Below are 25,323 nucleotides of genomic sequence, written 5' to 3'. Positions count from 1 at the left end.
GTTTATTGCAAGGCTGGAATTTTCTAGGCGCTAGTCGAGGCGGATCGATTTGTGTTCGCTGTCTAGGTCGGGCTTGTCGCCGGTGATGGCAGCCTTGGCCATGGCAAAGATGCGGACCATCTTGCTGTCGTTCGAGTCCCAGTATTCGGCCGAGTGCGGGTCGACGCGGATCAGCACCACGTGCTGGTCCTCGGGGCCGGCCGGGAACCAGGCTTGCACGCCGGTGTTCCACATCGCGCGGATGCGCTCGCGGTCGACCACGCGCTCGGCGGTGCCGCTCACCGATACATACAGGCTGCCGTCCTGGTCGGCAAAGCCCAGGTTGACCTGGGGACGGTGGGCGATGCAATCCCACAGCGCGGTCAGGGTCGAGGTATAGAACCAGATGCCGCCATCGGCGTCGACCTGCTGCTGGGTCATCGGCTGGCTCAGCAGGTGGCCATGCTGGTCCTGCCAGGTAAACATCGGAAAGCGCACGTCCTTGATCTTGTCGTGCAGTTTGGCCACTTCGGCGGCGTGGTGGGTGGTCATGGGCAGTCCTCGTGAATGGCTGATGTCCGTGCATCCTAGCGCCAGCCGGATGCCGGGTCGGTGCGCAAGCGAACATCGGCGCCGCACTTTTTTGAGCCTCGTCAACCATGCCGGAAAGCGAAGAGAACCCAGGTTTGGGCGGCAATATAATCGCGTGTCAGCCGCCGTTAACGAGCATGGAGTCCGTTGCGAATGCCTTCCACTCACCGCCGTGCACAGCCGTTTCCGGACGTCGCCGGCCTGGGCGCGAAGCATGCCGCCGCCTCACCCATGGCGAATTCCTTTTCCGCCGCCGGACCGGCGCGGCTGGTGGTGCACGTCGTGGAAGCGCTGTCCAGCGCCCAAACGGAAACCGGCCTGCTGAACCTGATCCGTCATTTGCCGGCCGAGCGCTACCGCCATGCCATCGTCTGCCTGCGCGGCCAGGGCGACTACGAAGCCGGCCTGCGCGAACAAGGCGTCGAGATCGTCAACCTGCACCAGCAGGAGCGCGGCCTGCTTCACTACTTGCGCCTCTACCGCGTGCTGCGCAGCCTGCAGCCCGACCTGATCCATACCCGTAACCGTTCCGGGCTGCCGTCCCAGCTGGTGGCGGCGCTGGCCGGCGTGCGGCTGCGGGTGCATGCCGAGTACGGGCGCGACCTGGGCCCGGACGGCGCTCCCAGCTTTCGCGGACGGGCGCTGCGCCGCCTGCTGCGCCCGCTGATCGACCACTTCATCACCGCCAATGGCGACCTCGAACAATGGTTGGTGGGGGCGATCGGTGCTGCGTCGGCGCGCGTCTCGCAAATCGCGAACGGCGTCGACAGCGTGCAATTCCACCCGCGCCTGGGCCCGGCGGCGGCGGTCGGGCCGGCCGGTTTCATGCACGACGGCGTGTTCGTCATCGGCAGTATCGGCCGCATGGACGACGGCGCCAACCATACGCTGCTGGTCGAGGCCTTCCTGCGGCTGATCGCCTCGCCGCATCCGGCCCACCAGCGCCTGCGCCTGATGATCGTCGGCGACGGGCCGGCGCGCGCCGAATGCCAGGCGATGCTGAACCGCGCCGGCGCCGCGGCCCGCGCCTGGCTGCCCGGGGCCCGCAGCGATATCGCCCAGCTTCTGCGCGCGATGGACCTGTTCGTGCTGCCCTCGCTGACCGAGGACCGCGTGAACGCGATCCTGGAAGCGATGGCCAGCGGCCTGCCGGTGGTCGCCAGCGCGGTCGGCTGCAATGCCGAGCTCGTGCATCCCGGCTTCACCGGCATCCTGGTGCCGCCGACCTCGACCGAATTGCTGGCGGCGGCGGTTTCGGATTACTGCCGCATCCCCGAGATGGCGGCCCGCCACGGCGCGCGCGCCCGCAGCCAGGTGATCGCCCGCCATAGCATGCCGGCAATGGCGCGCGACTACCTGGCCGTCTACGATGCGCTGACGGGTTTCGAAACCTAGGCGGAACAGCCGATGCGCGTGCTGCACCTGCTCGACCATTCCGCGCCGCGGCGCAGCGATTACAGCCGCCGTGCCCAGGCCCTGCTGGAAGGGCTGCGCGACCAGGGCGTGCAGACCGTCCAGCTCACCGGCACCGGCCACCCGGCGACGCAGGTGCATGGCGAAGGCTGGCATTTCTACCGCACCGTGGCCCTGGGCCGGCGCCTCCCTTTCGTCCGCACGGCGGCGCCGGATTCCCGTCTCGGCGCGGCGGCATCGACGGCGGCCCTGGCGCTGCGCCTGCGCCAGGTGGCAAAGCTGACGCGGCCGGACCTGATCCACGTGCACCTGCCGAGTGCGAACGCGGTGGCCGCGTGGCCGGTGGCGCGCCTGCACAAGCTTGCACTGCTGGTCGAGGCCGAGCGTCGCGGACTGGCCGCGCCTGCCTATCCCTTCCCGCGCGCGGAACGCTGGGCCCTGGGCGCGGCCCATGCGATCGCGGCTGGGACAGCCCAGGTGCGGGCCGCCTTGCGTGCGGAGGGCCTGGCCGGCAGGTCGATCGCCGTGATCCCGCCGGCGCCGGACCTGGTGCCGGGCTTGCCGGCCAGCGCCAGGATTACGAACCTGGTGGGGGCGCCGCTACTTGCCTATGCGGGCGGCCTGGAGCCGGACGACGGTCTGGAGTTGCTGCTGACGGCCCTGGGCCAACTGCGGCGCAAGCATCCGGCGCTGCGGCTGCTGGTCGCCGCCGGCGGCGAACGCGAAGCCTGTTTCGAGCAGCTGCTGGCCCGGCCGGGACTGCGCGGCCACGTCGTGTTCGCCGGTCCGCTCTCTTACCGGCGTGCGGCCGATGTGCTGGCGCGCGCCGATATCGCGGTGTTTCCGGCGCTGGGGCTGAAACCCTCCCTGCAGCCGTCACGGCACCTGCTCAACGCACTGGCGCAGGGCTGTGCGGTGGTCGCATCGGACCTGCCCTGCCACCGTGAGCTGCTGGTGCACGGGCATAGCGGGATGCTGTTCGAGGCCGGCAGGCGTGCGTCGCTGGTGAAGGCCATCGAGCAGGTGCTGGCCGAACCCTGGCGCATCGATGGGCTGGGTGCGGCGGCGCGCGATTTCATGAGCACGCGGCGCAGCTGGGAGTTGACGGCGGCCCGCTACCGGCGTCTCTATGAAATGGTCCTCAATAAGCGTGATGCATCACGTTAATCTCTCCAGACGGGCGGCAGGCAGCTCGGCGGGCTGTGCCTGCTGAAGCGCATGCAGGACACTGTCGTTCATCGCCAAGCGCGGATGATTACGCCGATCGCCGCCAATGCCGTTCCAACAAGGCGGCCGCAAATCGTCTATAGTGATGCCTCTCTACAAAACTAAAAGGGCTTGAGACCCTCGGCAGGTTGATCAAGCCTCCACCATTATGAAATTCGATGTTGTAATCGTCGGCAGCGGCCTGGCCGGCCTGTCGGTTGCCCTCCACCTGGCGCAGACCCGCAAGGTGGCCATCATCTCCAAACGCGAACTCCTCGACGGCGCCAGCAACTGGGCGCAGGGCGGCATCGCCGCCGTCCTCGATTCCGGCGACAGCCACGACCAGCACATTGCCGACACCCTGGTGGCCGGCGCCGGCCTGTGCGACGAAGCCGCCACCCGCTTCATCGTCGAGCACGGCCGTAAAGCCATCGAATGGCTGATCGAGCAAGGCGTGCCCTTCACCCGCGACGAAAGCGCGGAACTCGGCTTCCACCTGACGCGCGAAGGCGGCCACAGCCAGCGCCGCATCATCCACGCCGCCGACGCCACCGGCCACGCGGTCCAGGTCACGCTGGAGCAGAAGGTGCGCGCGCATCCGAACATCGCGCTGTTCGAGCATCACAGCGCGATCGACGTGATCACCTCCGACAAGCTGAGCGCCGGCGGTGTGCACGGCGGCGCCCCGAGCCTGGTTGGCCAGCCGCGCTGCTACGGCCTCTACGTGCAGGACGAGCAGAGCGGCAAGGTGCTGACTTTCGAGGCGGAACACACCGTGCTGGCCACCGGCGGCGCCGGCAAGGTCTACCTGTACACGACCAATCCCGACACCGCCACCGGCGACGGCATCGCCATGGCCTGGCGCGCCGGCTGCCGGGTGTCGAACATGGAATTCATCCAGTTCCACCCGACCTGCCTGTACCACCCCTACGCGAAGTCCTTCCTGATCAGCGAGGCGGTACGCGGCGAAGGCGGCCTGCTCAAGCTGCCGCCCGAAGCCGGCGCCGCGGCCGGGACCCGCTTCATGCCGGTCCACGACGAGCGTGGCGAACTGGCCCCGCGCGACGTGGTGGCGCGCGCCATCGACTTCGAAATGAAGAAGCGCGGCCTCGATTACGTCCACCTGGACATCTCCCACCAGAGCCCGGAATTCATCAAGGAGCACTTCCCGACCATTCATGCCCGCTGCTTAGAATTAGGCATCGACATCACCCAGCAGCCGATTCCGGTGGTGCCGGCCGTGCACTTCACCTGCGGCGGCGTGGTGACCGACCTGGCCGGCCGCACCGACATCCCGGGCCTGTACGCGGTCGGCGAGACCGCGTGCACCGGCCTGCACGGCGCGAATCGCCTCGCCAGCAACTCGCTGCTGGAATGCCTGGTGGTCGGCCGCGCCTGCGCCCACCAGATCGCCGCCGCGCCGCCGGCCGAGCTGCCGGGCCTGCCGGCCTGGGACGAAAGCCGGGTCACCAATGCCGACGAAGAGGTCGTCATTGCCCACAACTGGGACGAACTGCGGCGCTTCATGTGGAATTACGTCGGCATCGTGCGCACCACCAAGCGCCTGGAACGCGCGCACCACCGCATCCGCCTGCTGAAGGAAGAGATCGACGAGTATTACCGCAACTTCCGCGTCACCAATGACTTGCTGGAGCTGCGTAACCTGGTCGAAGTGGCGGACCTGATCGTGCGCAGCGCATTGTCGCGCCGGGAGAGCCGCGGGCTGCATTATTCGCGGGATTATCCGGATACCTTGCCGAAGGCACTGCCGAGTGTGTTGACGCCGCGGCGCCGTTAACGTCATCCCCGCGAAAGCGGGGATGACGGTTTTTCGTTCGCGGCCTTGATGATGAACCAAAAACTCACCCCCTCCACCATCCTGCTCCTGGCGGTCCCGCCCCTGCTCTGGGCCGGCAACGCCATCGTCGGCCGCCTGGTGCGCGAGGCCGTGCCGCCGATGACCCTGAACCTGCTGCGCTGGACGATCGCGCTCCTCATCCTGCTTCCGCTGGGCCGCGCCGCGCTGAAACCCGGCAGCGGCGTGCTGGCCAACTGGCGCCGCTATGCGCTGCTGGGCCTGGCCGGGGTCGGCCTGTACAACTCGCTGCAATACCTGGCCCTGCAGAGTTCGACGCCGATCAACGTGACCCTGGTCGCGTCCGGCATGCCGGTGTGGATGATGCTGGTCGGGCGGCTGTTCTTCAAGGTGCCGGTGCGGCCCCGGCAGGTGGCGGGCGCCGTGCTGTCCATCCTCGGCGTGCTGGTGGTGCTGTGCCGCGGCGATATTCACCAGTTGCTGAGCCTTAGGCTCGTAGCCGGCGACCTCTACATGATCCTGGCGACCATCGCCTGGTCATTCTATAGCTGGATGCTGCTGCAGCCGAAGGACGCGCCGGCGCTGCGCGCGGACTGGGCGGCCTTCCTGGCGACCCAGGTGGCTTATGGCCTGCTGTGGTCGGCACTGTTCACCGGCGTCGAATGGGCCGTGGATGCGCATGCGATCGCCTGGAGCGGCACACTGGCCGCAAGCCTGCTGTTCGTCGCCGTCGGTCCGGCCGTGCTGGCCTACGCGCTGTGGGGCGCCGGCATCCGCCGCGCCGGGCCCGGCATTGGCGCCTTCTTCGTCAACCTGACGCCGCTGTTCGCGGCCCTGCTGTCCTCGGCCTTCCTGGGCGAATTGCCGCACGCCTACCATGGGCYGGCCTTCGCCCTGATCGTCGGCGGCATCGTCGTTTCCAGCCGGCGCTGAGCAATGCTGCAGCGCGGCGCAAGAGCCGGTATCGTGTGTCCGTCCCGTCAGTAAGGGTGTTACGATCCCGACGGAAGACAACGAGGAACCACCACAATGGCTGAAGGTTTTACCGTCCACGACCACGCGGCCCGGCTCGCCGAATTCCTGGACCGCCACCCGCGCGCCCTGGTGCTGACCGGCGCCGGCCTGTCCACCGCGTCGGGCATTCCCGACTACCGCGACCGCGACGGCACCCGCCGCGGCCGCCCGCCCATCCATGGGCCGGATTTTCGCAAATATGACCACGTCCAGAAACGCTACTGGGCGCGCAGCATGATCGGCTGGCCGGTGTTGTCCAGGGCGCGGCCGAATCCCGGCCATGTTGCGATCGCAGCATTGGAGAAGCTGGGCAAGATCGGCTCGGTGCTGACCCAGAACGTCGACGGCCTGCACGGCCAGGCCGGCAGCCACAGCGTGCTCGAACTGCACGGCAATATCCACGCGGTGGTCTGCCTGGAATGCTCGGCCTTGTTTCCGCGCGCCTTCGTCCAGGGGCAACTGGCCGACCTGAACCCGCACATGCTGCATGCGGACGCGACCCCGCTGCCGGACGGCGACGCGTCGGTCGAGCCGGCCGAGCTGGCTGATTTCCGCCTGCCGCAGTGCGTGTGCTGCGCCGGGACCCTGATGCCGAACGTCGTGTTCTTCGGCGATAACGTCCCGCCCGCGCGCACCGCCATCGCCCTCGACCAGATGGCGCGCGCCGACGCCCTGCTGGTGGTCGGTTCCTCGCTGATGGTGTATTCGGGCTTCCGCTTCGCCCGCATGGCGCGCGCCAGCGATAAGCCGATCGCCGCGATCAATCTCGGCCGCACGCGCGCCGACGACCTGCTCGACATAAAAATCGAAGAATCCAGCGAGCGGGTATTGCCCCTCGTGGTCGAGCTGCTCGCAAGGACTGGGGCTGGATCTGAAAGAGTCACGCCATCCATTCAACTCGACGGGGGAACATTGTGACGAATAACATCAAAGGCTGGCAGATCGGCGCCGCCGCGGCCGGGCTGGGACTGGCCGCATCCTTCTTTTACGTGCGCGCGAAAACGAAACAGGCAGAGGCCGAGAATCCGCCGCAAGGACGCTTCGTGAAGGTCGATGGCGTGCGCCTGCACTACATCGAGCGCGGCGAAGGCCCGGTGCTGGTCCTGCTGCACGGTAACGGCGTGATGGCCAACGATTTCGAGCACAGCGGCTTGCTGGACCGCGCCGCCGAGCACTACCGCGTGATCGCCTTCGACCGCCCGGGTTTCGGTTACAGCGAACGTCCGCGCAGCAAGGTGTGGACGCCGCAGGCCCAGGCCCGGCTGCTGCACCATGCCTTGCAGGAGCTGGACGTCGAGTCCGCCATCGTCCTCGGCCACTCCTGGGGCACGATGGTGGCGCTGTCGATGGCGCTGGAGGCGCCGGATTTCGTGCGCGGCCTGGTGCTGCTGTCGGGCTATTACTACCCGAGCCTGCGCCTCGATGCGCCGCTGATGTCGGGCCCGGCCATCCCCGTGGTCGGCGACCTGATGCGGTTTACGATTTCGCCCCTGATGACCCGCATGCTGTGGCGCCCGCTGATCAAGAAAACCTTCGCGCCGATGCCGGTGGCGGATTCGTTCCGCCGGTTGCCGCCCTGGATGGCCCTGCGCCCGAGCCAGTTGCGCGCCAGCGCCGCCGAAAGCGCGCTGATGGTGCCGGCGGCGATGTCGCTGGCCAAGCGCTATCCGGAGCTGAAGGTGCCGGCCCTGATCCTCGCCGGCACCCAGGACCAGATCGTCGACTTCGGCCACAATTCCGAGCGCCTGAGCGAGCGGGTTCCGGACAGCGAGCTGCAGTTGCAGCCAGGCGTCGGCCACATGACGCATTACGCGCATCCGGACCAGGTCATGGCGGCAGTCGATTCGATCGCGGCGCGGGTGGGCGAGCCGGTGCTCATGCGCACGCCGCAGGCGGAGGCGATGGCGCGGGCCAGCGAGAGCGGGGTCTGAGCCTCAGCCCCGGCGGACGCTCAGCCAGTCGCGGAGGGCGCGGATGATCGCGGCATCGTTCGGATGCGCGGCAATCCCGGCCAGGCGTGCGGCGGGCACCAGGTGCACCGCCTGGGTCTCCCAACCCATGGCCGAGGGACAGCCGCCGATGCGTTTCGCGAGGTAGTAGCGGGTATAGGTTTGCGTGCGCCGGACGTCCAGCAGGAAGGCTTCCAGGCGCACGGCGAGGCCGGATTCCTCGAACACTTCGCGCACTGCCGTTTGCTGCAAGGTAGCGCCCGGGCCCACCCGGCCTTTCGGAAAGGTCGCGCTGTAGCCGCCGAAGCCGTTGGTTGGCGACACAAGCCAGACGCGGCCGTCATCCTCGACGACCACCGCGCCGGCCGCGGCCTTCATGCCGGGCGGCAGGATGAATTCAGGCTCCTCGACCGTGTCGCCAGCACCAACTGGAAGCACGCACGGTGCCAGCACGACCCCATTCAGTTCGGCCGGCATCGCGCAAGCGGGTACGGCAAGCGCCTGTGCGCCGGAGTCCGCCCAATGCGTCAGGGCGGTGGGCGAACTGGGCCGGTGGATGACGACCAGTTCGCCGTCATCGTTGCGGCAGGGATGATGAATCACACCGCTCAGCCGACGATCCTGAGCGAATAGTCGGTCGCCCGCACATCCTTGGTCAGGCTGCCGACCGAAATGCGGTCGACGCCGGTTTCGGCAATCGCCCGCACGGTCTGCATATTGATGCCGCCGGAGGCTTCCAGCAGCGCACGGCCGTCGTTGATTCGCACGGCYTCGGCCATCATGTCCAGATCGAAGTTATCCAGCAGGATCGAGACGGCGCCGGCCGCCAGCGCTTCCTGCAGTTCGGCGATCGACTCGACCTCGACCTGGATCGTCACGCCGGCATTCAATGCCGCCGCGGCGTTCAGGGCCGCGGTGATGCCGCCGGCGGCCGCGATGTGGTTTTCCTTGATCAGGATGCCGTCGTAGAGCGCCATGCGCTGGTTGGCGCCGCCGCCCACGCGCACCGCGTACTTCTGCGCCTGGCGCAGGCCCGGCAGGGTCTTGCGGGTGTCGAGGATCTTCGCGCGGGTGCCGGCCACGACTTCGACGTACTTGCGGGTGGCGCTTGCCACGCCGGACAGAAGCTGCAGGAAATTCAAGGCGGCGCGCTCGGCCGTCAGCAGCGAACGCGGCGAACCTTCGATCGTGCAGACCACGCTGTCCGCGGCCATCAGGTCGCCTTCGGCGTACTGCCAGTCGATCTCGATGTCCTGGTCGACGGCCAGCATGATGCCCTCGAACCAGGGGGCGCCGCACAGCACGGCTTCTTCGCGGACGATCACGCGCGCTTTCGCACGCGGCTCGTCCGGCACCAGCTTGCCGGTCAGGTCGCCGGTACCGACGTCTTCCAGCAGCGCGGCTAGGAGGTTCTGTTCGAACGCGGCTTGCAGCTTGTCGTTGAAGGCACCGCCTTCTTCCGCGAATGGGTTACGTAAGGTCGTCATGCGGGTCCGATTCCAGAGAACAGTTTGCTTTCCTGCTCCAGCGAACCGGTCGGCAGGGCCTTGGCTTTCTTGGCGGCGGCGAAATCGAGCATGCGGTCGATGGCGCGCTTGGCCTGGCGGCCGGTTTCCGGATCGACGTGGATCTCGTTGCGTCCGTCCGTCGCTTCCAGTACGGCGGCCAGGTTGACCAGGCCGTTCATCGCCATCCACGGACAGTGGGCGCAGCTCTTGCAGGTGGCGCTGTTGCCGGCCGTCGGCGCATCGATGAAGTGCTTACCCGGGGCGGCGGCACGCATCTTGTGCAGGATGCCGTTGTCGGTGGCGACGATGAAGGTGGTCGCATCCATGGTGCGGGCGGCGTCGATCAGCTGGGTGGTCGAGCCGACCGCGTCTGCCTGTTCGACCACATTGGCCGGCGATTCCGGGTGCACCAGCACCTTCGCGTCCGGATACTGGGCGCGCAGCAGGTCGAGTTCGATGCCCTTGAACTCGTCGTGCACGAGGCAGGAACCCTGCCACAGCAGCATGTCGGCGCCGGTCTTCTTCTGGATGTAGGCACCCAGGTGGCGGTCGGGCGCCCACAGAATCTTCTTGCCCTGCTTGTGCAGGTAATCGACGATGTCCAGGCCGATCGACGAGGTCACCATCCAGTCGGCGCGCGCCTTCACGGCGGCGGAGGTGTTCGCGTAGACGACCACGGTGCGGTCCGGGTGCTGGTCGCAGAAGGCGGCGAACTCGTCGGCCGGGCAACCCAGGTCCAGCGAGCAGGTCGCGTCCAGGTCCGGCATCAGGATGGTCTTTTCGGGGCTGAGGATCTTCGCGGTTTCGCCCATGAAGCGCACGCCGGCGACGACCAGGGTCTTTGCCGGATGGTCGCGGCCGAAGCGCGCCATTTCCAGCGAGTCCGAGACGCAGCCGCCGGTTTCCTCGGCCAGGTCCTGCAGGTCGGCGTCCACGTAGTAGTGGGCGACCAGCACGGCTTCTTTTTCCTTCAGCAGGCGCCGGATGCGGTCCTTGAGGGCTTCCTTCTCGGCCGCCTCGACGGGCATTGGTGCGCGCGCCCAGGACCCTACGAAGCAATGTAGGGTAGGCGCACCGTGCCCACGTTATTTTTTGTTCGCGTCACGAAAACTTATTCGAGGCCCTGGCTCTTCAGGTAATCCTCGTAATTGCCCTGGAAGTCGACCACGCGGTCTTCCTTCACCTCGAGGATGCGGGTCGCCAGCGAGGACACGAATTCACGGTCGTGCGAGACGAAGATCAGGGTGCCGGCATACTTGTCCAGCGCAATGTTCAGCGACTCGATCGATTCCATGTCCATGTGGTTGGTCGGTTCGTCGAGCATCAGCACGTTGTGACGGCCCAGCATCAGCTTACCGTACATCATGCGGCCCTTCTCGCCGCCGGACAGCACGCGCACCGACTTCTTGACCTCGTCTCCGCCGAACAGCAGGCGGCCCAGGATCGAGCGCACGGCCTGGTCGTCGTCGCCTTCCTTGGTCCACTGGCCCATCCAGTCGGTCAGGTTGAGGTCGGTGGCGAATTCCTCGGTCGGATCCTGCGGCATATAGCCCGGGTTCGCGTTCTCGGCCCATTTGATGCGGCCGGTGTCGGCGTCCATGCCGGTGACTTCGTGGCCACCGATGGAGCGCAGCAGGGTCGTCTTGCCGGCGCCGTTGGCGCCGATGATGGCGATGCGCTCGCCGGCCTCGACCATGATCGAGAAGTTCTTGAACAGCGTGCGGTCGTAGGACTTGGTCAAGCCCTCGGCCTCGACGGCAAGACGGTGCAGCTTCTTCTCGCCTTCGAAACGCACGAAGGGATAGGCGCGCGAGGACGGCTTGAATTCCTCGATCTTGATCTTGTCGATCATCTTGAGGCGGGAAGTCGCCTGGCGGGCCTTCGACTTGTTGGCCGAGAAGCGGCGCACGAAGTCCTGCAGCTCGGCCACTTTTTCCTTGGCCTTGGCATTGTTCGCCAGCTGCTGGTTGCGGGCCTGGGTCGAAGCTTCCATGTAATCGTCGTAGTTACCCGGATAGACCTTCAGGGTGCCGTAGTCCATGTCGGCGACGTGGGTACAGACCGAGTTCAGGAAGTGACGATCGTGCGAGATGATGATCATCGTCGAGTTACGCTGGTTCAGCATGTCCGCCAGCCAGCTGATCGTGTGGATGTCCAGGTTGTTGGTCGGCTCGTCCAGCAGCAGGATGTCCGGATCCGAGAACAGGGCCTGGGCCAGCAGTACGCGCAGCTTCCAGCCCGGCGCCACGGCGCTCATCGGGCCCTGGTGCAGGTCGGTGCCGATACCCAGGCCCAGCAGCAGCTCGCCGGCACGCGCTTCGGCCGAGTAGCCGTCGTATTCGGCGACCTTGCCTTCGAGCTCGGCGGCCTTCATGTAGTCGTCGTCGCTTGCTTCCGGGTTCGCGTAGATGGCGTCGCGCTCGGCGATCGCGTTCCACAGTTCGGTGTGGCCCATCATGACGACGTCCAGCACGCGCACGTCTTCGTAGGCAAACTGGTCCTGTCGCAGCTTACCCAGGCGCTCGCCCGGGTCGAGCGAGACATTGYCGCCCGACGGCTCGAGGTCGCCGCCAAGGATCTTCATGAAGGTCGACTTGCCGCAACCGTTGGCGCCGATCAGGCCGTAGCGGTTGCCGTCGCCGAATTTGACGGAGATGTTCTCGAACAGCGGCTTGGCGCCGAACTGCATCGTGATGTTGGCTGTAGATAGCACTTGGTAACCTTCCTGCGGAGTTAACGCGACATGCGCGGTTCTATTCAATAACCGTGCATTTTACCATTGCGTAGCTACAGAGTGAGCAGCCCGCCACTATGAAGGCGGGGAAATCCTCTCAACCGACGCGAACGGTCGGATAATCGGACATCGTCAGGCGCCAGCCGGACTTGTCCGACACCAGATGCCCCTGCGCCCCAAATGGAATCGTCACGCGGCGCTGGATATGCCCGAACTCCAATCCGGTCAGCACCGGACACGGCAGGGTCGCACGCAGATAGGCCAGCATCTCGTCGAAGTTGTAGCCGTTATCGGCCGGCGCCAGCCGGTAGCCCGAGAAATCGCCCAGCACGATCGCGCGCTGGCGCGCCAGCACGCCGGTCTGCATCAGCTGGAGCAGCATGCGTTCGACGCGGTAGGGGTGTTCGGCGATGTCTTCCAGGAACAGGATGCCGCCATCGATACGCGGGAAGTAGTCGGTGCCGGCCAGCGACATGATCATCGCCAGGTTGCCGCCCCACACCGTGCCGTTCACGTCCAGCGCCGGATTTTTCCTGCCCTCCCCTGTCACGCTGTGGGTCGGGCCCGCCAGGCAGCGCCAGAAATCGCCGAGGGTGAACTCGTCCGGCTCCGCCGCGCTGAAATCGCCGGCGAACATCGGGCCGGCGTAGCTGATCGCGCCGCGCCGGGCGTAGAGCGCCATGTGGAAGGCGGTGATGTCCGAGAAGCCGACGAAAATCTTGCCGCTGTCGGCCATGCGGTCGAAGTCGATGTGCGGCAGCAGGCGGGTCATGCCGTACTGGCCGCGCAGCGCGATCACGAGCTGCACGTCCGCATCCGCGGCGGCCGCGTTCAGCTGCGCCAGGCGCGACTCGTCGGTGCCGCCGAAGCGCAGGTGGCGCTTGTCGTGCTCGTAGTAGTTATGGACCAGGATGCCCTGGGATTCGAGGCGGGCGATGCCGCGTGCTACTGCTTCGGCATCGGGCGCGTAGCCGCCCGGCGCGACCAGCGCGATGCCAATTTTCGGAGTGATCACTGTTTGACGAAAAGCCGCGGTGTTGAGTCGGGCGTCATCTTACCGTGGGCATGGGCGTCGATCAAGGCAAGCAGCCTCTCCAGCAATTGGGTCGGCAGGTCGTGACCCATGCCTTCGATCACTTCCAGGCGGGCGTTCGGAATCGCCTCGGCGGTGTCCGCACCGCAGGCCAGCGGCACCATCGGGTCGGCGGCGCCATGGATCACCAGGGTCGGGGCGACGATGGTGTGCAGTTGCGCCCTGCGGTCGCCGCTGGCGGTCACGGCCAGGATCTGGCGCAGCACGCCGCCTGGGCAGCAATTGCGCCTCAGTGCGCGCACCACCCGGCGGCGCAATTCCTTTTCAGGGGTCGGATAAGTCGGGCTGCCGATCGCCTGCAGCAACTGGACGCCATGCTCGACCATGGCATCGGCATCGTTCGGCCTGGGTCGGCGCATCAGGGCGCGCTTCACGGCGGGCGCCGGTCCGGGCAGGCCGCGCCGTCCGCTGCTGGACATGATCGACGTCAGGCTCAGCACGCGCGAAGGATATTTGGCGGCCATCAACTGCGCGATCATGCCGCCCATCGACACCCCGACCACGTGGGCGCGCGCCACGCCCAGGGCCGACAGTACGCCGACCGCATCGTCGGCCATGTCTTCCAGGGTATAGGGAGGGCGGATCGGCCAGCGCAACAGCGACTTCAGCCAGGCCAGGACCAGGTTCGGGGTGCCGGCATGCTCGAACTTGGTGGAGAGGCCGGTATCGCGATTATCGTAACGGATCACGTAAAAGCCGAGCTCGACCAGGCCTTCGACGAACTCGTCCGGCCAGGCCGTCAGCTGCAGGCCGAGGCCGGAGATCAGCAGCAAGGGCACGGCTTTCGGATCGCCCGCGGTGTCGAAGGCGATGCGGATGCCGTTGGCGTTCAGGCTAGGCATGGCGGCAACACTCGCGTCGGTATCGCCCGCGCAAAGAACGGAAGCGGAGGGGGTGCTCGGCACTGGTCGAATGGTCCACGTGAGTCTCCGCGCCACTATGCGGGTGGCGTAGATCCAGCATACCATTTTCGGCAGATAGTGGGCGCTACGCGATGTGGCGGAACGAGGCGGAACTAAGTACTTGACCGGAAATAAATGTGAATTTTGGCAAACAGAACCGGATGCGGTGCAAGGCGGCGAGTGCGCCGCAGTGCGAGCACTGCAAGCAGGAGCCAACGCAGCAACGCGCCGGTTCTGGCAGCCAAAAACACATTTATTTTTGGGCGAGTACTTAGCCCTTGCGCGCCGCGCGGCGCTCGGCAAAGAAGCCCTTCAGCATGGCACCGGCTTCCTCGGCCAGCACGCCGCCGACGACTTCGGTGTGGTGATTCAGTTCCTCGTGCGCGAACAGGTCGAGCACGGAGCCGCACACCCCGGTCTTGGGATCGGTGGCGGCGTAGACCACGCGCGCGAGGCGTGCGTGCATCATCGCGCCCGAACACATGGCGCAGGGCTCGAGCGTCACGTAAAGCTCGCAGCCCGGCAGGCGGTAATTGCCGAGCTTTTCGGCCGCCGCGCGCAGCGCGACGATTTCCGCATGCGCGGTCGGGTCGTGGCGCCCGATCGGCTGGTTGAAGCCGGTGGCGATGACTTCACCATCCTTGACCACCACCGCGCCGACCGGCACTTCGCCGGCCTCCCAGGCCTTGTGCGCTTCCCGCAGCGCCAGCTCCATGTAGGCGCCGTCGCGGGCGCCTGCGGTCGGCTCCGGCGGCAAGGAATCAGGCATCGGTGATCTCGGCCCAGCAGTTCGGGGTTTCGTGCAGCACCAGCTTCTGCAGGCGCAGGCCGGTACCGTAGCGGTCGGTGTAGGCGGCTTTCAGGATGTTCCAGGCGACCTGCGCCAGGTTCTCGACGGTCGGGATGCGGTCGATGACGATGGTCTTGTGGCCCGGCAGGCTGGCCAGGAAATCGCGCACCTTCTCGTCCTTTTCGTAGACCAGGAAGGCGTGGTCCCAGACGTCGACCAGGTGTTCCTTGGCAAGCGCCTTGATGTCCGAGAAGTCCATGATCATGCCGTTGTCGGAATTGCCTTCCGAATCGATGACGGCGCCGGTGAGCGTGATCTCGAGGGTGTAGCGGTGGCCGTGCAGGTTGCGGCACTGGCTCTTGTGGTCGGGAATGCGATGGCCGGCATCGAATTCGAGCTTGCGGGTAATGGTCAGCATAAATGTGGGCAGTACTGGCGCGGGAGCGCTCAGGGGATTTGCAGAAGTTTGTGGGTCTGGATGCTCAGCTTCCACTTCGGATTGCGGCGGCAGGTCTCGATCGCCAGGCGGGTGTTCTGGGCGGCCAGCAGGCCGTCCATCGGCTGGACGTAGAAATTCTCGAAGTCGAGGTGTTCGTAGGCAGCCAGATCCTGGCCGGCCTGCGGGATCACCACCTTGATTTCATTGCCCTTTTCGACCACCAGCTTCGAGCCCATCTTCGGGCTGACGCAGATCCAGTCGACGCCTTCCGGCACCGGCAGGGTGCCGTTGGTCTCGATCGCGATGGTGAAGCCGCGCGCGTGCATGGCGTCGATCAGGGCCTTGTCGAGCTGCAGCAGGGGCTCGCCGCCGGTGAAGACCACGTACTTGCTGGCCGGGTAGCTGGCCGGCCACAGGCCGTCGATTTCGTCGGCCAGCAGCGCCGCGTCCTTGAACTTGCCGCCGCGCTCGCCATCGGTGCCGACGAAATCGGTATCGCAGAACTGGCAGACGGCGCTGGCGCGGTCGCTTTCGCGCCCGGTCCACAGGTTGCAGCCGGAAAAGCGGCAGAACACCGCCGGACGGCCGGCGTGCGCGCCTTCGCCCTGCAGGGTATAGAAAATTTCTTTGATGCTGTAAGTCACGGTAAAAGTCCGGTTAAGCCCCTCGTCAACCTTCCATTATACCTCGCGCGGGTACAGCTGCAGTAGACCCCGAATTTATTGACTATCGGCAAAATATATCCGTTCGGAAAGTCGTACCTTTTCATAGCGGAAAGTTCCTACGACCTTAGGAGGCCGACCATGAAGACAATGCAACACGCCCGCTACGCCGTCTACGCCCTGAGCGCCATCCTGCTGCTGGCGGGACTGTGGCCTGCCGGCGCCGGTGCCGAAGCCATGCTGCCTGAGCGTCTGCGTGCGGGCGCCGTCCTCCTGCTGGGCATGGCCGTGTTGTACGCGGCCCTGTTCCGGCGGGTCCGCAGCGAAGACCGGATCGCCGGCCTCGAGGCCGCGCTATGCCGCGAAGAATCGGCCCGCACCCGGTCCGACCAGGCTTTCGCGGAAGCCGACCTGCTGCTGGCCCGCATGGCGGCACGCGCGAGCGGCGACTGCGCCGGCGATCCGGAAGGCCAGTTGGTCGTCATCCAGGCCGAGCTGACCCAGATCCAGCAGCGCTACGCCGCCGATCAGGCGATCCGCAGCCGCCTGGAACTCCTGCGCACCCGCCTCGACCGCCTCGGCACCAGCCTGCGCAGCAATTCCCGGGCCGCCGAGCCCGGGTGACAGCAGCGGCAGACTCATGCCGCGCATTTCTAGGAAAATTCCTGCTTAGAAATCTTCTTGCCTTTAATCAATAGAGCGGAAAGTGCCGTCCCGCACAATCGGATCTTGTCAGCAATCAATTTATTGCTCAACAGACAGATCAGAGGACGGCTTATGACAGGCACGACGACAATGCCACGGCTCATGGACGGCGCCAGCGCGAACGGTGAACGCGCCTTCGCGCACCAGCTCATGGAAATGCTGGCGATTCCCGTATTCGTGCTCGACACCAGTTGCCGCGTGATGATCTGGAACCGTGCCTGCGAGCACCTGACCGGCGTGCCCGCCAGTGAAGTCGTCGGCACCCGCGAGCACTGGCGCAGCTTCTTCGACGAGCAGCGCCCCACCTTGGCCGACATGGTTGTGCAGGACCGCGCCGGCGAGATTCCCAGCATCCATCCGCGCCAGGGCTACGGCATCCCTTCCGGCCAGCCCAGCCATCTGTCGGCCGAAAGCTGGTTCGACATGCCGCGCGTCGGCCGGCGCCGATACCTGGCCGCCGATGCCAGCCCCATCTACGACGAGCGCGGCCGCCTCGCCGCCGTGGTCGAAACCCTGCGCGACCTGACCGACGAAAAGATGGCCCAGATCGCGCTCGAGCAGCTGGCCACCCGCGACGGGCTGACCGGCCTGGCCAACCGCCGCTGCTTCGACGACACCCTGCAGGCCGAATGGTCGCGCGCCCTGCGCCAGCGCCAGCCGCTGTCGCTGCTGATGGTCGACGTCGACAACTTCAAGGCCTTCAACGATGCCAACGGCCACCTCGGCGGCGACGAATGCCTGAAGCGCATCGCCACCGCCGTCGCCAGCGAGATGCGCGCCAACGACCTGGTGGCCCGCTACGGCGGCGAGGAGTTCGCCGTGATCCTGCCGAACCAGTCGCTGAAGGGCGCCGCCAGCGTCGCCGAGCGCATCCGCACCCGGGTCGAGCAGTTGCAGGTGCCGAACCGCGTGGCGGCCGGCCAGCGCGTGACGGTCTCGATCGGCGCCGCCACCGCGCTGGCGTCTCCGGATACCTCCGCGTCCGACCTGGTGGCCACCGCCGACGCCGCGCTCTACCGCGCCAAGCACATGGGCCGCAACCGGATCAGCCTGCCGCTGTCGGAACCTGCCTGAGCCGCATGCATACTTGATTGTCCTATATCTTTCTTTGGGAATACTCTATGCTGTCGCGCACAGTATTTTTCCCAAGGAGATCGCGTGACACAGTTGTCCAAGTTTGTCCCGCTGGCAGCCCTGCCCATGGCCCTGTCCATGGCGCTGCCGGCCCTGGCCGCGCCCGCTTCGGCGCCATCGAAATCCGACGTCCTCCCGTTCAAGGCCACTGAAAAACAGCTGCCCAACGGCCTCAAGGTGATCGTGGTGCCGACCGGCTTCCCGAACCTGGTCTCGGTCACCATTCCGGTGCAGACCGGTTCGCGCAATGAAGTCGAGCCGGGCAAGTCCGGCTTCGCCCACTTCTTCGAACACATGATGTTCCGCGGTACCAAGGCCTACCCGCCCGAGAAGTACCAGGAGATCATCACCAAGGCCGGCGCCCGCCAGAACGCCTACACCAGCGACGACCTGACCAACTATTACACGACCTTCGCCAAGCAGGACCTCGAAACCGTGCTGAAGGTCGAGGCCGACCGCTTCCAGCACCTGGATTACTCCGAAGCCGCGTTCAAGACCGAATCGCGCGCCGTGCTGGGCGAGTACAACAAGAACAGCGCCAAWCCGATGCAGAAGCTGTTCGAGGTCCAGCGCGATGCCGCCTTCAACACCCACACCTACAAGCACACCACGATGGGCTTCCTGAAGGACATCGAGGACATGCCCAACCAGTACCAGTACTCGAAGGTCTTCTTTGACCGCTGGTACCGCCCGGAGCGCACCACCATCATCATCGCCGGCGACGTCGATCCGAAGAACGCGGTGGCGCTGGTCGAGAAATACTGGAGCGCTTGGCGCCGCGGCTCCTACAATGTCGCGGTCCCGGCCGAGCCCGCCGCACAGGGAGCGCAATACCGCCACGTAAGCTGGCAGAGCCCAACCCTGCCGCTGGTGACGGTGGCCTTCCGCGCCCCGGCCTTCTCGGATACGAAGAAGGACCAGGCCGCGCTGTCGATGCTGCTGTCGCTGTCGTTCGGCCGCACCTCGCCGCTGTATAAACGCCTGGTGCAGGACGAGCAGAAGGTCGACCAGCTGTTCGACTACACCCCGGCACGTGTCGACCCGTCGCTGGTGACCATCGGCGCCCGCGTCAAGAAGCCGGAAGACGCACTGTACGTACGCAATGCCATCCTCGAGACGGTGGCGAAGCTGCGCGACGTCCCGGTCACGAAGCAGGCGCTGGAAGATGCCCAGTCCTCGGAAAAATACGGCCTGATCCGCAGCCTGGACAATACCGACACCATCGCCCAGACCCTGGCTTCCTACGTCCACTACGACCGTTCCTACGGCACCATCAACCGCTACTACCGCCTGATCGACACCCTGACGCCGGCCGACCTGCAGGCGGCGGCGCGCAAATACCTGGTCGACGACGCGATGGTGGTGACGACCCTGTCGCACGACGCCCTCCCGGCCGGCGTCGAGGCCCTGCCGAAGCTGGCCGACATGGCGCCCAAGGCCACCGACGCCCGGTTCGACGTGCTGGTGCAGAAGACTGCCCTGCCGCAGGTACGCTTCAAGCTGCTGTTCGAAGCGGGAGCTAGCCAGGACCCGGCCGGCAAGGAAGGCCTGGCCGCCCTGACCGCGGCCATGGTCGCCCGCGCCGGCTCCTTTGATCGCAAGTACGACGAGGTGACCAAGGCCCTGTTCCCGATCGCCGGCGGCTTCGGCGAGCTGACCGACAAGGAAATGACCACCTTCACCGGCACCATCCACAAGGACAACTGGAACCAGTTCCTCGACATCGCCCTGCCCCAGCTGCTCACGCCGGGCTTCCGCGAGGACGACTTCCGCCGCCTGAAGGATGCCCAGAAAAACGCACTGGTGCTGGACTTGAAGGACAATAACGAGGAAGAGTTCGGCAAAGAACGCCTGCAGGCTAATATCTTCGCCGGCACGCCCTACGGGCATCCGGTCCTGGGCACGGTCAAGGGCATCGACTCGATCACCCTGGACGACGTCAAGAACTTCTACCGCCAGGCCTATGCGCAGGGCGCGCTACGCGTCGGCATCTCGGGTGACGTCAGCCCGGAGATGACCGCCCAGCTGAAGACCCGCCTGGCCGGCCTGCCGGAAGGCGCCGGCCTGCCGCGCATCGCCAAGCCCCAGGGCCGCATGCCGCAAGGCCTGGAAGTCGAGATCATCGAGAAGAACACCCGCGCCACCGCGATTTCCTTCGGCCTGCCGATCGAGGTCAACCGTGCACACCCGGACTTCGCGGCCTTGTGGCTGGCCAAGACCTGGCTGGGCGAGCATCGCGCCTCGAACTCCTACCTGTACCAGCGGATCCGCGAAGTACGCGGCATGAACTACGGCGACTACGCCTACATCGAAGCCTTCCCGCGCGGCATGTTCGGCTTTTTCCCGAGCCCGAACCTGGGCCGCAAGTCGCAGATCTTCGAAATCTGGATCCGTCCGGTCGCGCCGCAGAACGCCCACATGGCGCTGCGCATCGCGCTCACCGAACTCGGCAAGCTGATCGACCAGGGCCTGACCCAGGAACAGTTCGAAGCCACCCGCGACTACCTGATGAAGAACGTGTTCGTGATGACGGCGACCCAGGACGCCCAGCTCGGCTACGCCCTGGATTCGCAGTGGTACCGCACGCCGGAATTCACGCAGATGATGCGTGACGGCCTGTCGAAGCTGAGCGCGGCCGACGTCAACGCCGCGATGCGCAAGCACCTGTCGGCGAAGAACCTGTCGGTGGTCTTCATCACCAAGGATGCGGCCGGCCTGAAGGACAAGCTGGTGAGCGATGCCTTCTCGCCGATCAGCTACGATGCGACCAAGCCGCAGGCCCTGCTGGACGAGGACAAGGCGATCGGCGCGATGAAGCTGGGCGTTCGTCCGGAGGCGGTCAAGATTACGCCGGCGGTGCAGGTGTTTGCGCAGTAAGCGCTCCGTTCGGACGTTTTCGGACGAAAAAAACGCCGGCCCCGGCCGGCGTTTTTCATGGGACTAGCCCCCGATCACGAAGTGACCTTGTCCCAGCCGTGGCGCACCGCCGCCTTCATCTTCTCCCAGGTCGAGACGCCGTTCCTGCTGTAGCGGGTATCCCAGTCGCTGCGCAGGTCGGATTCGACCTCGTCCCAGTTGCGGCCCTGGTAGCGGGCGTCGCTGTGCATCTGGGAGCCGTAGCGGTAGGCCGGCTCGTAGTCGTTGTAGGTGTCGCCCGAACTGGCGTAGTTGTTCGTCCAGTGGGTGCGGTAGTAGGAATCGTCGTTGCCGTCCGGGGTCACCTTGTCCCAGCCGTGGCGCACGGCGGCCTTGACCCGCTCCCAGGTCGAGGGCTCGCCGACGTTCTTGCGGTCCCAGTCGCTGCGCAGGTCGGATTCGACGTCGTTCCAGTTGCGGTTGCGATACAGGTCGTTGCTGCGCATCTCCGTACCGTAGCGATAGGCCGGCGCGTAATCGTCGTAGCTGCTGCCCGAGCTGGCGTAGTTGCTGTCGTAGTGGCTGCGGTAGGCGCTGTCGCTGTCCGTATCCGGGGTGATCTTGTCCCAGCCGCGGCGGATGGCGGCCTTCATCTTGTCCCACGTCGAGGCGCCGTTATTGCTGTAGCGGGTGTCCCAATCGCTGCGCAGGTCGGACTCGACGTCGCTCCAGTCGCGGTTGCCGTACTTCGCGTTGCGGCGCATGTCGGAACCGTAGCGGTAGGCCGGCGCGTAGTCGTCGTAGCTGCCGCCCAGGCTGGAGTAATTCTTGTTCCAGTCGTTGCGGTAGTAGCTGTCGTCGTCTTCCAGGTTGGACGCGCGCATCGACGAGCTGTCCTGGCCCAGCGATTCGACCTGCACCTCGGTATGGCGCACGCTGTCGCTGATGTTCTGCTGGCGCTGGGTGACTTCCTTGCCGACCAGGACTTCCTCGACCACGCGGGCGGTCTTCTGGATCAGCGGCTCCTCGGCGGTTTCGCGCATCTCGATCGACTGCTCCTTGAAGGCGGTCGAGTCGGACGGCGAGATCGGCTGGTCGACCGGACGGCGTTCCACGCTCACGTGTTCTTCGCGCAGGTTGACGCTTTCATTGACCGGGGTCTCGACCACGCGCGAGAACACGCGCACGCCGCCGCGCTGGACTTCACGCTTGCCGACCTGCAGGTCTTCCTGCACGACCGGAATCGCCGTGCTGCGCTGTTCGTTGAGCATTTCGCCCATGTCGCGCTGCATCGAGCCGGTCTGGCCGGCGTCGCGCTGGATCGAGCCGGTCTGGATGGTGCCGCCCAGCGAAGCGTCTTCCTCGTCGCGGATAGAGGAACTGCCTTGCAGGGATTCGCCTTCCCGCAGCCGATTACCGGCCTGCATCGAATGCGAGCGCAAGGTCGTCCGGGGCATCGGCTCCTGGTAGGTCTGGCCTCCCGGCACCGAATCGTTGAGGGTCTGGGTGCCGAAGGGGACGCGGTCGCCGGTTTCGCCGCTCAGCGAGCCGGCGCCGTAAGAGGGTTCGTGGTATTCGCCCGATTGCGAGGAGATCGGCGCGGACTTCTGGATGCCGCTGCCCGAGGTGGCGCCGGCCGCCAGCATCGCCGGGTCCAGCGAGCTGGCAGAGCCGGTCAGGTCGTGGCGCTCGTCCAGGTCTACCGGGCCGAAGCGCTCGAGGATGTCGGCCGCGCGCTCGACTTCCGGTTCCGATTGGGTAACGAAAGTCAGCACGTGGTGGCCGCGGGTGACGGCGTCCGAATAGCGCTCGACGTGGTCGCCGTTGTCGGAGCCGAACAGGCCGGTGAAGAAGTGCTTGATCTGGGACATGAAGCCCTCGTGCACTTCGCTGGTATGGGGAGTAGTGCCGGTCAGGCTGTCGGTCTGTCCGGTCGGATCGGCGCTGGAGACGTTGACGTCGGCGCGGGTAAAGCCCGAGGCCAGCAGTTCGTCCATTGCATTCTGCGCGTCGCTGCGGTTGTCGAAAACCGCTACTAGGGTATGTTGCATGATAGATCCTCCGATTGACATATCATTCAGGTGGGCCGTCGCCGGCCTCGTCGAAGCGCTCCACGCTGACCTGCTCGGACTTGAGCATGACGGTTTCCGCGTGGTGCGCCTCGCGCCGGGTTCGGGTGATGCGGACTTCCTCTTTGATGCGCACGCGGCGTTCGACCACGAGGACTTCTTCGAGGATCGGCACCACCAGGGTATCGCCTTCGTAACGCGTGGTGGGCGCAGCGTCGAGCGGGACGATGCGGTCCACCGGGACGTGGCTGATTTCAACCTCGTCGCGCGTCAGGCGTTCGTCGATGTGGCAGGGATGCTCGGCGACCGTCTTGTGGATGCGCACGCCGCGACCGGTATCGACAACCCGCTTGTCGACCTGCACTTCCTCGCGGACCACCGGCACCTTGAGTGGCTCCTGTCYGTTTGGTTGCGCTTGGTCAATTTGCACAGTTGATCTCCTCGAATCACGACGCTAGAGCAATCGAGGTTACCGCAAAAGGTGTCTGAACCCGCGCACCATTGACTATCTACAAACGTCAATCATGCGAATGGATTATCGACTGTCTCCACCGGCGGTGGCGGCAACTGGTCCGGCAGATCCCGGCTTTCGAGGCTGGCGACGACCTGTCCCAGCAGCGCATGCAGGCGACGCGCCGCCTCCAGGCCGTGCTTGTCGGCGGTCAGGTCGACGTCGCCGGAAATGGTGATGCGGTCGAGGCGGTTTTCCAGCATCAGGCGGCCGATTTCGATCACATCGGCTTCGTTTGCGTAGGGAACGAAGGCGGGTGCGTCCTCTTTCTTGCTCATGAATTCCTCCTGTCGCCCTTGTTCTGGCGGATGTTCGGCAGTTTCAGCATGCGTTCCTTTTCCTCGTCGCTGAGGGCGGGCAGCAGGTTGATGCCGATGATGCGTTCGAGTTCCGGGATCGGGATCACGTTCGGCTTGGCGTCGGCGGTGTTCTCGACGAACCAGGCGGCGCCGGCCTTCTGGCGCGGACTGTATACGAGTTTATACAGGTGGGTCGGCACCAGCACGTTGCCGACCTTGCGCAGGTTGCTGCCCAGGAAGGCGGGGCCGGTCACCACGTACAGGTCGCCTTCCTTCTTCGCCATCCTGCGCACCACGCCCTCGATGCCGGCCCACAGGTGGCGGTTGTTCTCGCCGTCCTGCGGCACGATGTTGGCCAGGCTGAAGCTGTCGCGCTGGCTGTCGCGGTCGGGCATGTCGCCATTCGGCGCCATGTGGCCGCGGTCGTAGCCGCTGCGGGCGTAGTCGGCGAGTTCGGCGCGCTGGCCGGCAGGCAGGCGCTGCTCCGCGTGGAAGGAATTCTCGCGGGTCAGCTGCTGGGCCGATTCCACTTCATTGGCTTCGAGATGCTCGGCCGACCACAGCGGCGTGCGCGTGATACCCGAATGCATCACGCTGAACACGTTGAAGCACAACTCCGTGGTCTGTGGGGCCAGCTTGGGATTCTGGATCTGCGGTGCGCGGCCGTCGAGGTAATGGTCGGCGCAGGACGCCGGCCCTCGCTGCGCTTCGGACTGGGACGCGACGGGCGCGCCGGGGCGGTGGGTGTCCGCGGCGTGCCGGTCGCAGGCTCCGAGGATCAAGAGGCTGGACGATAAAACGAGCGGAGCGAACAACTTCTGAAGCATGGCGATGTACAAAGATCAAACGTGCCGCCATTGTAGCCGAGTAGCTCTTGCGGGGCGCCAGAAGATCCGTGCATGGCCGCGCACGATAGAAAACGCCTTTCCAACTGGAATGTTATAGAATTCCCGCTTTCCAAAAGCTAAAGTGCATTTGAGCAAACATATTGGTAATGGATAAACACTCCATTCCCGAGGATCTCCGGCGCTTCGTGCTGACCAGCATCCCTTCGGTACCCTTCCTGGAAGCCCTGCTGCTGATGCGGGCGGATCCGGAGCAGGTATGGACCCGGGATACCCTGGCGCGCCGCCTCTACGTGCGCGACAAAGTGGCGGAGGGCCTGCTCGACGAGCTGTGCCGTTCCGGCATGGCCGCGCCATGGCCGGACGCCAGTGCCGATGCTTTTTGCTACCGGCCGCGCGAAGACGCGCTGCGCGAACGCATCGACCGCCTGGCGGACGTCTACGCGAGCCACCTGGTCGAAGTCACCCACCTCATCCATTCTTCCCTCGACCGCAAGGCGCAGCAGTTTGCCGACGCCTTCAAATGGCGAAAGGATTCCTAAGTGGCGTTTACCATCTACACTCTCTGCGCCCTGACTTCGCTGGCCTGTGCCGTGCTGCTGCTGGCCAGTTATCGGCGCACCCGTCACCGCCTGCTGTTCTGGAGCGGGTGGTCCTTCGTGGCGATGACGGTAAATAACCTGTTCCTGGTGCTCGACAAGATCGTGTTCCCCGATCCCGACGTCAACCTGCTGCCGGTGCGCCTGATTGCGGCGCTCGTCTCGATGCTTCTCCTGCTGTATGGCCTTATCTACGAAAAGGAATAACC

Annotated in this window: 24 protein-coding genes and 1 pseudogene; 11 read left to right on the top strand and 14 right to left on the bottom strand. The window is 65.8% G+C overall.

Going from position 1 to position 25,323, the window contains the following annotated elements; translation table 11 throughout:
* Positions 1-30 precede the first annotated feature (30 nt).
* Entirely contained in the window at positions 31-531 is a 501-nt protein-coding gene (locus tag AC1DIX_RS03010; RefSeq protein ID WP_442121377.1) for a pyridoxamine 5'-phosphate oxidase family protein, read from the bottom strand.
* Between the two features lie 192 nt (positions 532-723).
* Here AC1DIX_RS03010 and AC1DIX_RS03005 point away from each other — a divergent pair, with 192 nt between their 5' ends.
* From AC1DIX_RS03005 to AC1DIX_RS02980, 6 genes are all read left to right on the top strand, one after another.
* The gene (locus tag AC1DIX_RS03005) at positions 724-1,965 is read left to right on the top strand and encodes a glycosyltransferase (protein ID WP_477321912.1); all 1,242 of its coding nucleotides are present in this window, start codon (positions 724-726) and stop codon (positions 1,963-1,965) included.
* A 12-nt stretch (positions 1,966-1,977) separates the two neighbouring features.
* A complete protein-coding gene (locus AC1DIX_RS03000; RefSeq protein WP_477321910.1) occupies positions 1,978-3,150 on the top strand; it encodes a glycosyltransferase family 4 protein in 1,173 nt (390 codons plus the stop codon).
* A 208-nt stretch (positions 3,151-3,358) separates the two neighbouring features.
* Entirely contained in the window at positions 3,359-4,987 is a 1,629-nt protein-coding gene (gene nadB / locus AC1DIX_RS02995; protein WP_477321908.1) for an L-aspartate oxidase, read from the top strand.
* Between the two features lie 51 nt (positions 4,988-5,038).
* The gene (locus AC1DIX_RS02990; RefSeq protein WP_477321967.1) at positions 5,039-5,938 is read left to right on the top strand and encodes a DMT family transporter; all 900 of its coding nucleotides are present in this window, start codon (positions 5,039-5,041) and stop codon (positions 5,936-5,938) included.
* Positions 5,939-6,034: 96 nt separating this feature from the next.
* Positions 6,035-6,937 (top strand): NAD-dependent protein deacetylase, encoded by a 903-nt coding sequence (locus AC1DIX_RS02985; protein WP_477321906.1) that lies wholly within the window; start codon positions 6,035-6,037, stop codon positions 6,935-6,937.
* Positions 6,934-7,950, top strand: coding sequence for an alpha/beta fold hydrolase (locus AC1DIX_RS02980; protein ID WP_477251394.1), 1,017 nt, complete (start codon positions 6,934-6,936; stop codon positions 7,948-7,950). Before AC1DIX_RS02985 ends, AC1DIX_RS02980 begins: the two co-directional genes overlap by 4 nt.
* Positions 7,951-7,953: 3 nt before the next feature.
* Here the strand turns inward: AC1DIX_RS02980 and AC1DIX_RS02975 are convergent, their stop codons facing one another.
* The 9 genes and pseudogenes from AC1DIX_RS02975 to queE form a co-directional block, all read right to left on the bottom strand.
* A complete protein-coding gene (locus AC1DIX_RS02975) occupies positions 7,954-8,406 on the bottom strand; it encodes an NUDIX hydrolase (RefSeq protein WP_477321904.1) in 453 nt (150 codons plus the stop codon).
* A gap of 170 nt (positions 8,407-8,576) precedes the next feature.
* Positions 8,577-9,455: a carboxylating nicotinate-nucleotide diphosphorylase gene (gene nadC, locus AC1DIX_RS02970; RefSeq protein WP_477321901.1), complete on the bottom strand. Its 879-nt coding sequence runs from the start codon at positions 9,453-9,455 to the stop codon at positions 8,577-8,579.
* Positions 9,452-10,486: pseudogene (nadA, locus tag AC1DIX_RS02965) on the bottom strand (quinolinate synthase NadA); the annotation flags it as partial. The gene nadC and the pseudogene nadA, both read right to left, overlap by 4 nt.
* Before the next feature lie 101 nt (positions 10,487-10,587).
* Positions 10,588-12,189: an ABC-F family ATPase gene (locus AC1DIX_RS02960; protein ID WP_477321899.1), complete on the bottom strand. Its 1,602-nt coding sequence runs from the start codon at positions 12,187-12,189 to the stop codon at positions 10,588-10,590.
* Positions 12,190-12,307: 118 nt separating this feature from the next.
* Entirely contained in the window at positions 12,308-13,225 is a 918-nt protein-coding gene (ldcA, locus tag AC1DIX_RS02955) for a muramoyltetrapeptide carboxypeptidase (RefSeq protein ID WP_477321897.1), read from the bottom strand.
* Positions 13,222-14,145: an alpha/beta fold hydrolase gene (locus AC1DIX_RS02950; RefSeq protein ID WP_477321895.1), complete on the bottom strand. Its 924-nt coding sequence runs from the start codon at positions 14,143-14,145 to the stop codon at positions 13,222-13,224. Before AC1DIX_RS02950 ends, ldcA begins: the two co-directional genes overlap by 4 nt.
* 331 nt (positions 14,146-14,476) lie before the next feature.
* Complete coding sequence (gene tadA, locus AC1DIX_RS02945; protein WP_477321893.1) at positions 14,477-14,974, bottom strand: tRNA adenosine(34) deaminase TadA; 498 nt, start codon at positions 14,972-14,974, stop codon at positions 14,477-14,479.
* Complete coding sequence (queD, locus tag AC1DIX_RS02940; RefSeq protein WP_442121390.1) at positions 14,967-15,413, bottom strand: 6-carboxytetrahydropterin synthase QueD; 447 nt, start codon at positions 15,411-15,413, stop codon at positions 14,967-14,969. Before queD ends, tadA begins: the two co-directional genes overlap by 8 nt.
* Positions 15,414-15,442: 29 nt before the next feature.
* Positions 15,443-16,078, bottom strand: a complete 636-nt coding sequence (queE, locus tag AC1DIX_RS02935; protein ID WP_442121391.1) for a 7-carboxy-7-deazaguanine synthase — start codon at positions 16,076-16,078, stop codon at positions 15,443-15,445.
* Between the two features lie 159 nt (positions 16,079-16,237).
* Between queE and AC1DIX_RS02930 the strand changes: the two genes are divergently transcribed.
* From AC1DIX_RS02930 to AC1DIX_RS02920, 3 genes are all read left to right on the top strand, one after another.
* Entirely contained in the window at positions 16,238-16,720 is a 483-nt protein-coding gene (locus AC1DIX_RS02930) for a hypothetical protein (protein ID WP_477321891.1), read from the top strand.
* A 171-nt stretch (positions 16,721-16,891) separates the two neighbouring features.
* Positions 16,892-17,875 carry a sensor domain-containing diguanylate cyclase gene (locus AC1DIX_RS02925; protein WP_477321889.1) on the top strand — a complete coding sequence of 328 codons (984 nt, stop codon included), beginning with the start codon at positions 16,892-16,894 and terminating at the stop codon, positions 17,873-17,875.
* 84 nt (positions 17,876-17,959) lie between these two features.
* Positions 17,960-20,812, top strand: coding sequence for a M16 family metallopeptidase (locus tag AC1DIX_RS02920; protein ID WP_477321887.1), 2,853 nt, complete (start codon positions 17,960-17,962; stop codon positions 20,810-20,812).
* 74 nt (positions 20,813-20,886) lie between these two features.
* Here the strand turns inward: AC1DIX_RS02920 and AC1DIX_RS02915 are convergent, their stop codons facing one another.
* The 4 genes from AC1DIX_RS02915 to AC1DIX_RS02900 all read right to left on the bottom strand — a co-directional run bounded on the left by AC1DIX_RS02915 (position 20,887) and on the right by AC1DIX_RS02900 (position 24,497).
* Positions 20,887-22,842 (bottom strand): DUF2382 domain-containing protein, encoded by a 1,956-nt coding sequence (locus AC1DIX_RS02915; RefSeq protein WP_477321885.1) that lies wholly within the window; start codon positions 22,840-22,842, stop codon positions 20,887-20,889.
* Positions 22,843-22,864: 22 nt separating this feature from the next.
* Positions 22,865-23,290 (bottom strand): YsnF/AvaK domain-containing protein, encoded by a 426-nt coding sequence (locus tag AC1DIX_RS02910; protein ID WP_477321883.1) that lies wholly within the window; start codon positions 23,288-23,290, stop codon positions 22,865-22,867.
* A gap of 92 nt (positions 23,291-23,382) precedes the next feature.
* Positions 23,383-23,649, bottom strand: a complete 267-nt coding sequence (locus AC1DIX_RS02905) for a hypothetical protein (protein WP_442121397.1) — start codon at positions 23,647-23,649, stop codon at positions 23,383-23,385.
* Positions 23,646-24,497 carry a DNA/RNA non-specific endonuclease gene (locus AC1DIX_RS02900; protein ID WP_477321881.1) on the bottom strand — a complete coding sequence of 284 codons (852 nt, stop codon included), beginning with the start codon at positions 24,495-24,497 and terminating at the stop codon, positions 23,646-23,648. The genes AC1DIX_RS02905 and AC1DIX_RS02900 overlap by 4 nt, the downstream gene beginning before the upstream one ends.
* 167 nt (positions 24,498-24,664) lie before the next feature.
* Between AC1DIX_RS02900 and AC1DIX_RS02895 the strand changes: the two genes are divergently transcribed.
* A complete protein-coding gene (locus AC1DIX_RS02895; RefSeq protein WP_442121399.1) occupies positions 24,665-25,057 on the top strand; it encodes a hypothetical protein in 393 nt (130 codons plus the stop codon).
* Positions 25,058-25,321, top strand: a complete 264-nt coding sequence (locus AC1DIX_RS02890) for a DUF5985 family protein (protein ID WP_442121400.1) — start codon at positions 25,058-25,060, stop codon at positions 25,319-25,321.
* Positions 25,322-25,323: the final 2 nt, after the last annotated feature.

Source organism: Massilia sp. 05N420 (assembly GCF_056397205.1).
This window is presented reverse-complemented; position numbering and strand designations above follow the sequence as displayed.

Excerpts from the sequence above, each read along its gene's own strand:
- AC1DIX_RS03010 (WP_442121377.1), bottom strand. The coding sequence starts at position 531 with ATGACCACCCACCACGCCGCCGAAGTGGCCAAACTGCACGACAAGATC.
- AC1DIX_RS03005 (WP_477321912.1), top strand. The coding sequence starts at position 724 with ATGCCTTCCACTCACCGCCGTGCACAGCCGTTTCCGGACGTCGCCGGC.
- AC1DIX_RS03000 (WP_477321910.1), top strand. The coding sequence starts at position 1,978 with ATGCGCGTGCTGCACCTGCTCGACCATTCCGCGCCGCGGCGCAGCGAT.
- nadB (WP_477321908.1), top strand. The coding sequence starts at position 3,359 with ATGAAATTCGATGTTGTAATCGTCGGCAGCGGCCTGGCCGGCCTGTCG.
- AC1DIX_RS02985 (WP_477321906.1), top strand. The coding sequence starts at position 6,035 with ATGGCTGAAGGTTTTACCGTCCACGACCACGCGGCCCGGCTCGCCGAA.
- AC1DIX_RS02950 (WP_477321895.1), bottom strand. The coding sequence starts at position 14,145 with ATGCCTAGCCTGAACGCCAACGGCATCCGCATCGCCTTCGACACCGCG.
- tadA (WP_477321893.1), bottom strand. The coding sequence starts at position 14,974 with ATGCCTGATTCCTTGCCGCCGGAGCCGACCGCAGGCGCCCGCGACGGC.
- queD (WP_442121390.1), bottom strand. The coding sequence starts at position 15,413 with ATGCTGACCATTACCCGCAAGCTCGAATTCGATGCCGGCCATCGCATT.
- AC1DIX_RS02930 (WP_477321891.1), top strand. The coding sequence starts at position 16,238 with ATGAAGACAATGCAACACGCCCGCTACGCCGTCTACGCCCTGAGCGCC.
- AC1DIX_RS02925 (WP_477321889.1), top strand. The coding sequence starts at position 16,892 with ATGCCACGGCTCATGGACGGCGCCAGCGCGAACGGTGAACGCGCCTTC.
- AC1DIX_RS02915 (WP_477321885.1), bottom strand. The coding sequence starts at position 22,842 with ATGCAACATACCCTAGTAGCGGTTTTCGACAACCGCAGCGACGCGCAG.
- AC1DIX_RS02905 (WP_442121397.1), bottom strand. The coding sequence starts at position 23,649 with ATGAGCAAGAAAGAGGACGCACCCGCCTTCGTTCCCTACGCAAACGAA.
- AC1DIX_RS02900 (WP_477321881.1), bottom strand. The coding sequence starts at position 24,497 with ATGCTTCAGAAGTTGTTCGCTCCGCTCGTTTTATCGTCCAGCCTCTTG.
- AC1DIX_RS02895 (WP_442121399.1), top strand. The coding sequence starts at position 24,665 with ATGGATAAACACTCCATTCCCGAGGATCTCCGGCGCTTCGTGCTGACC.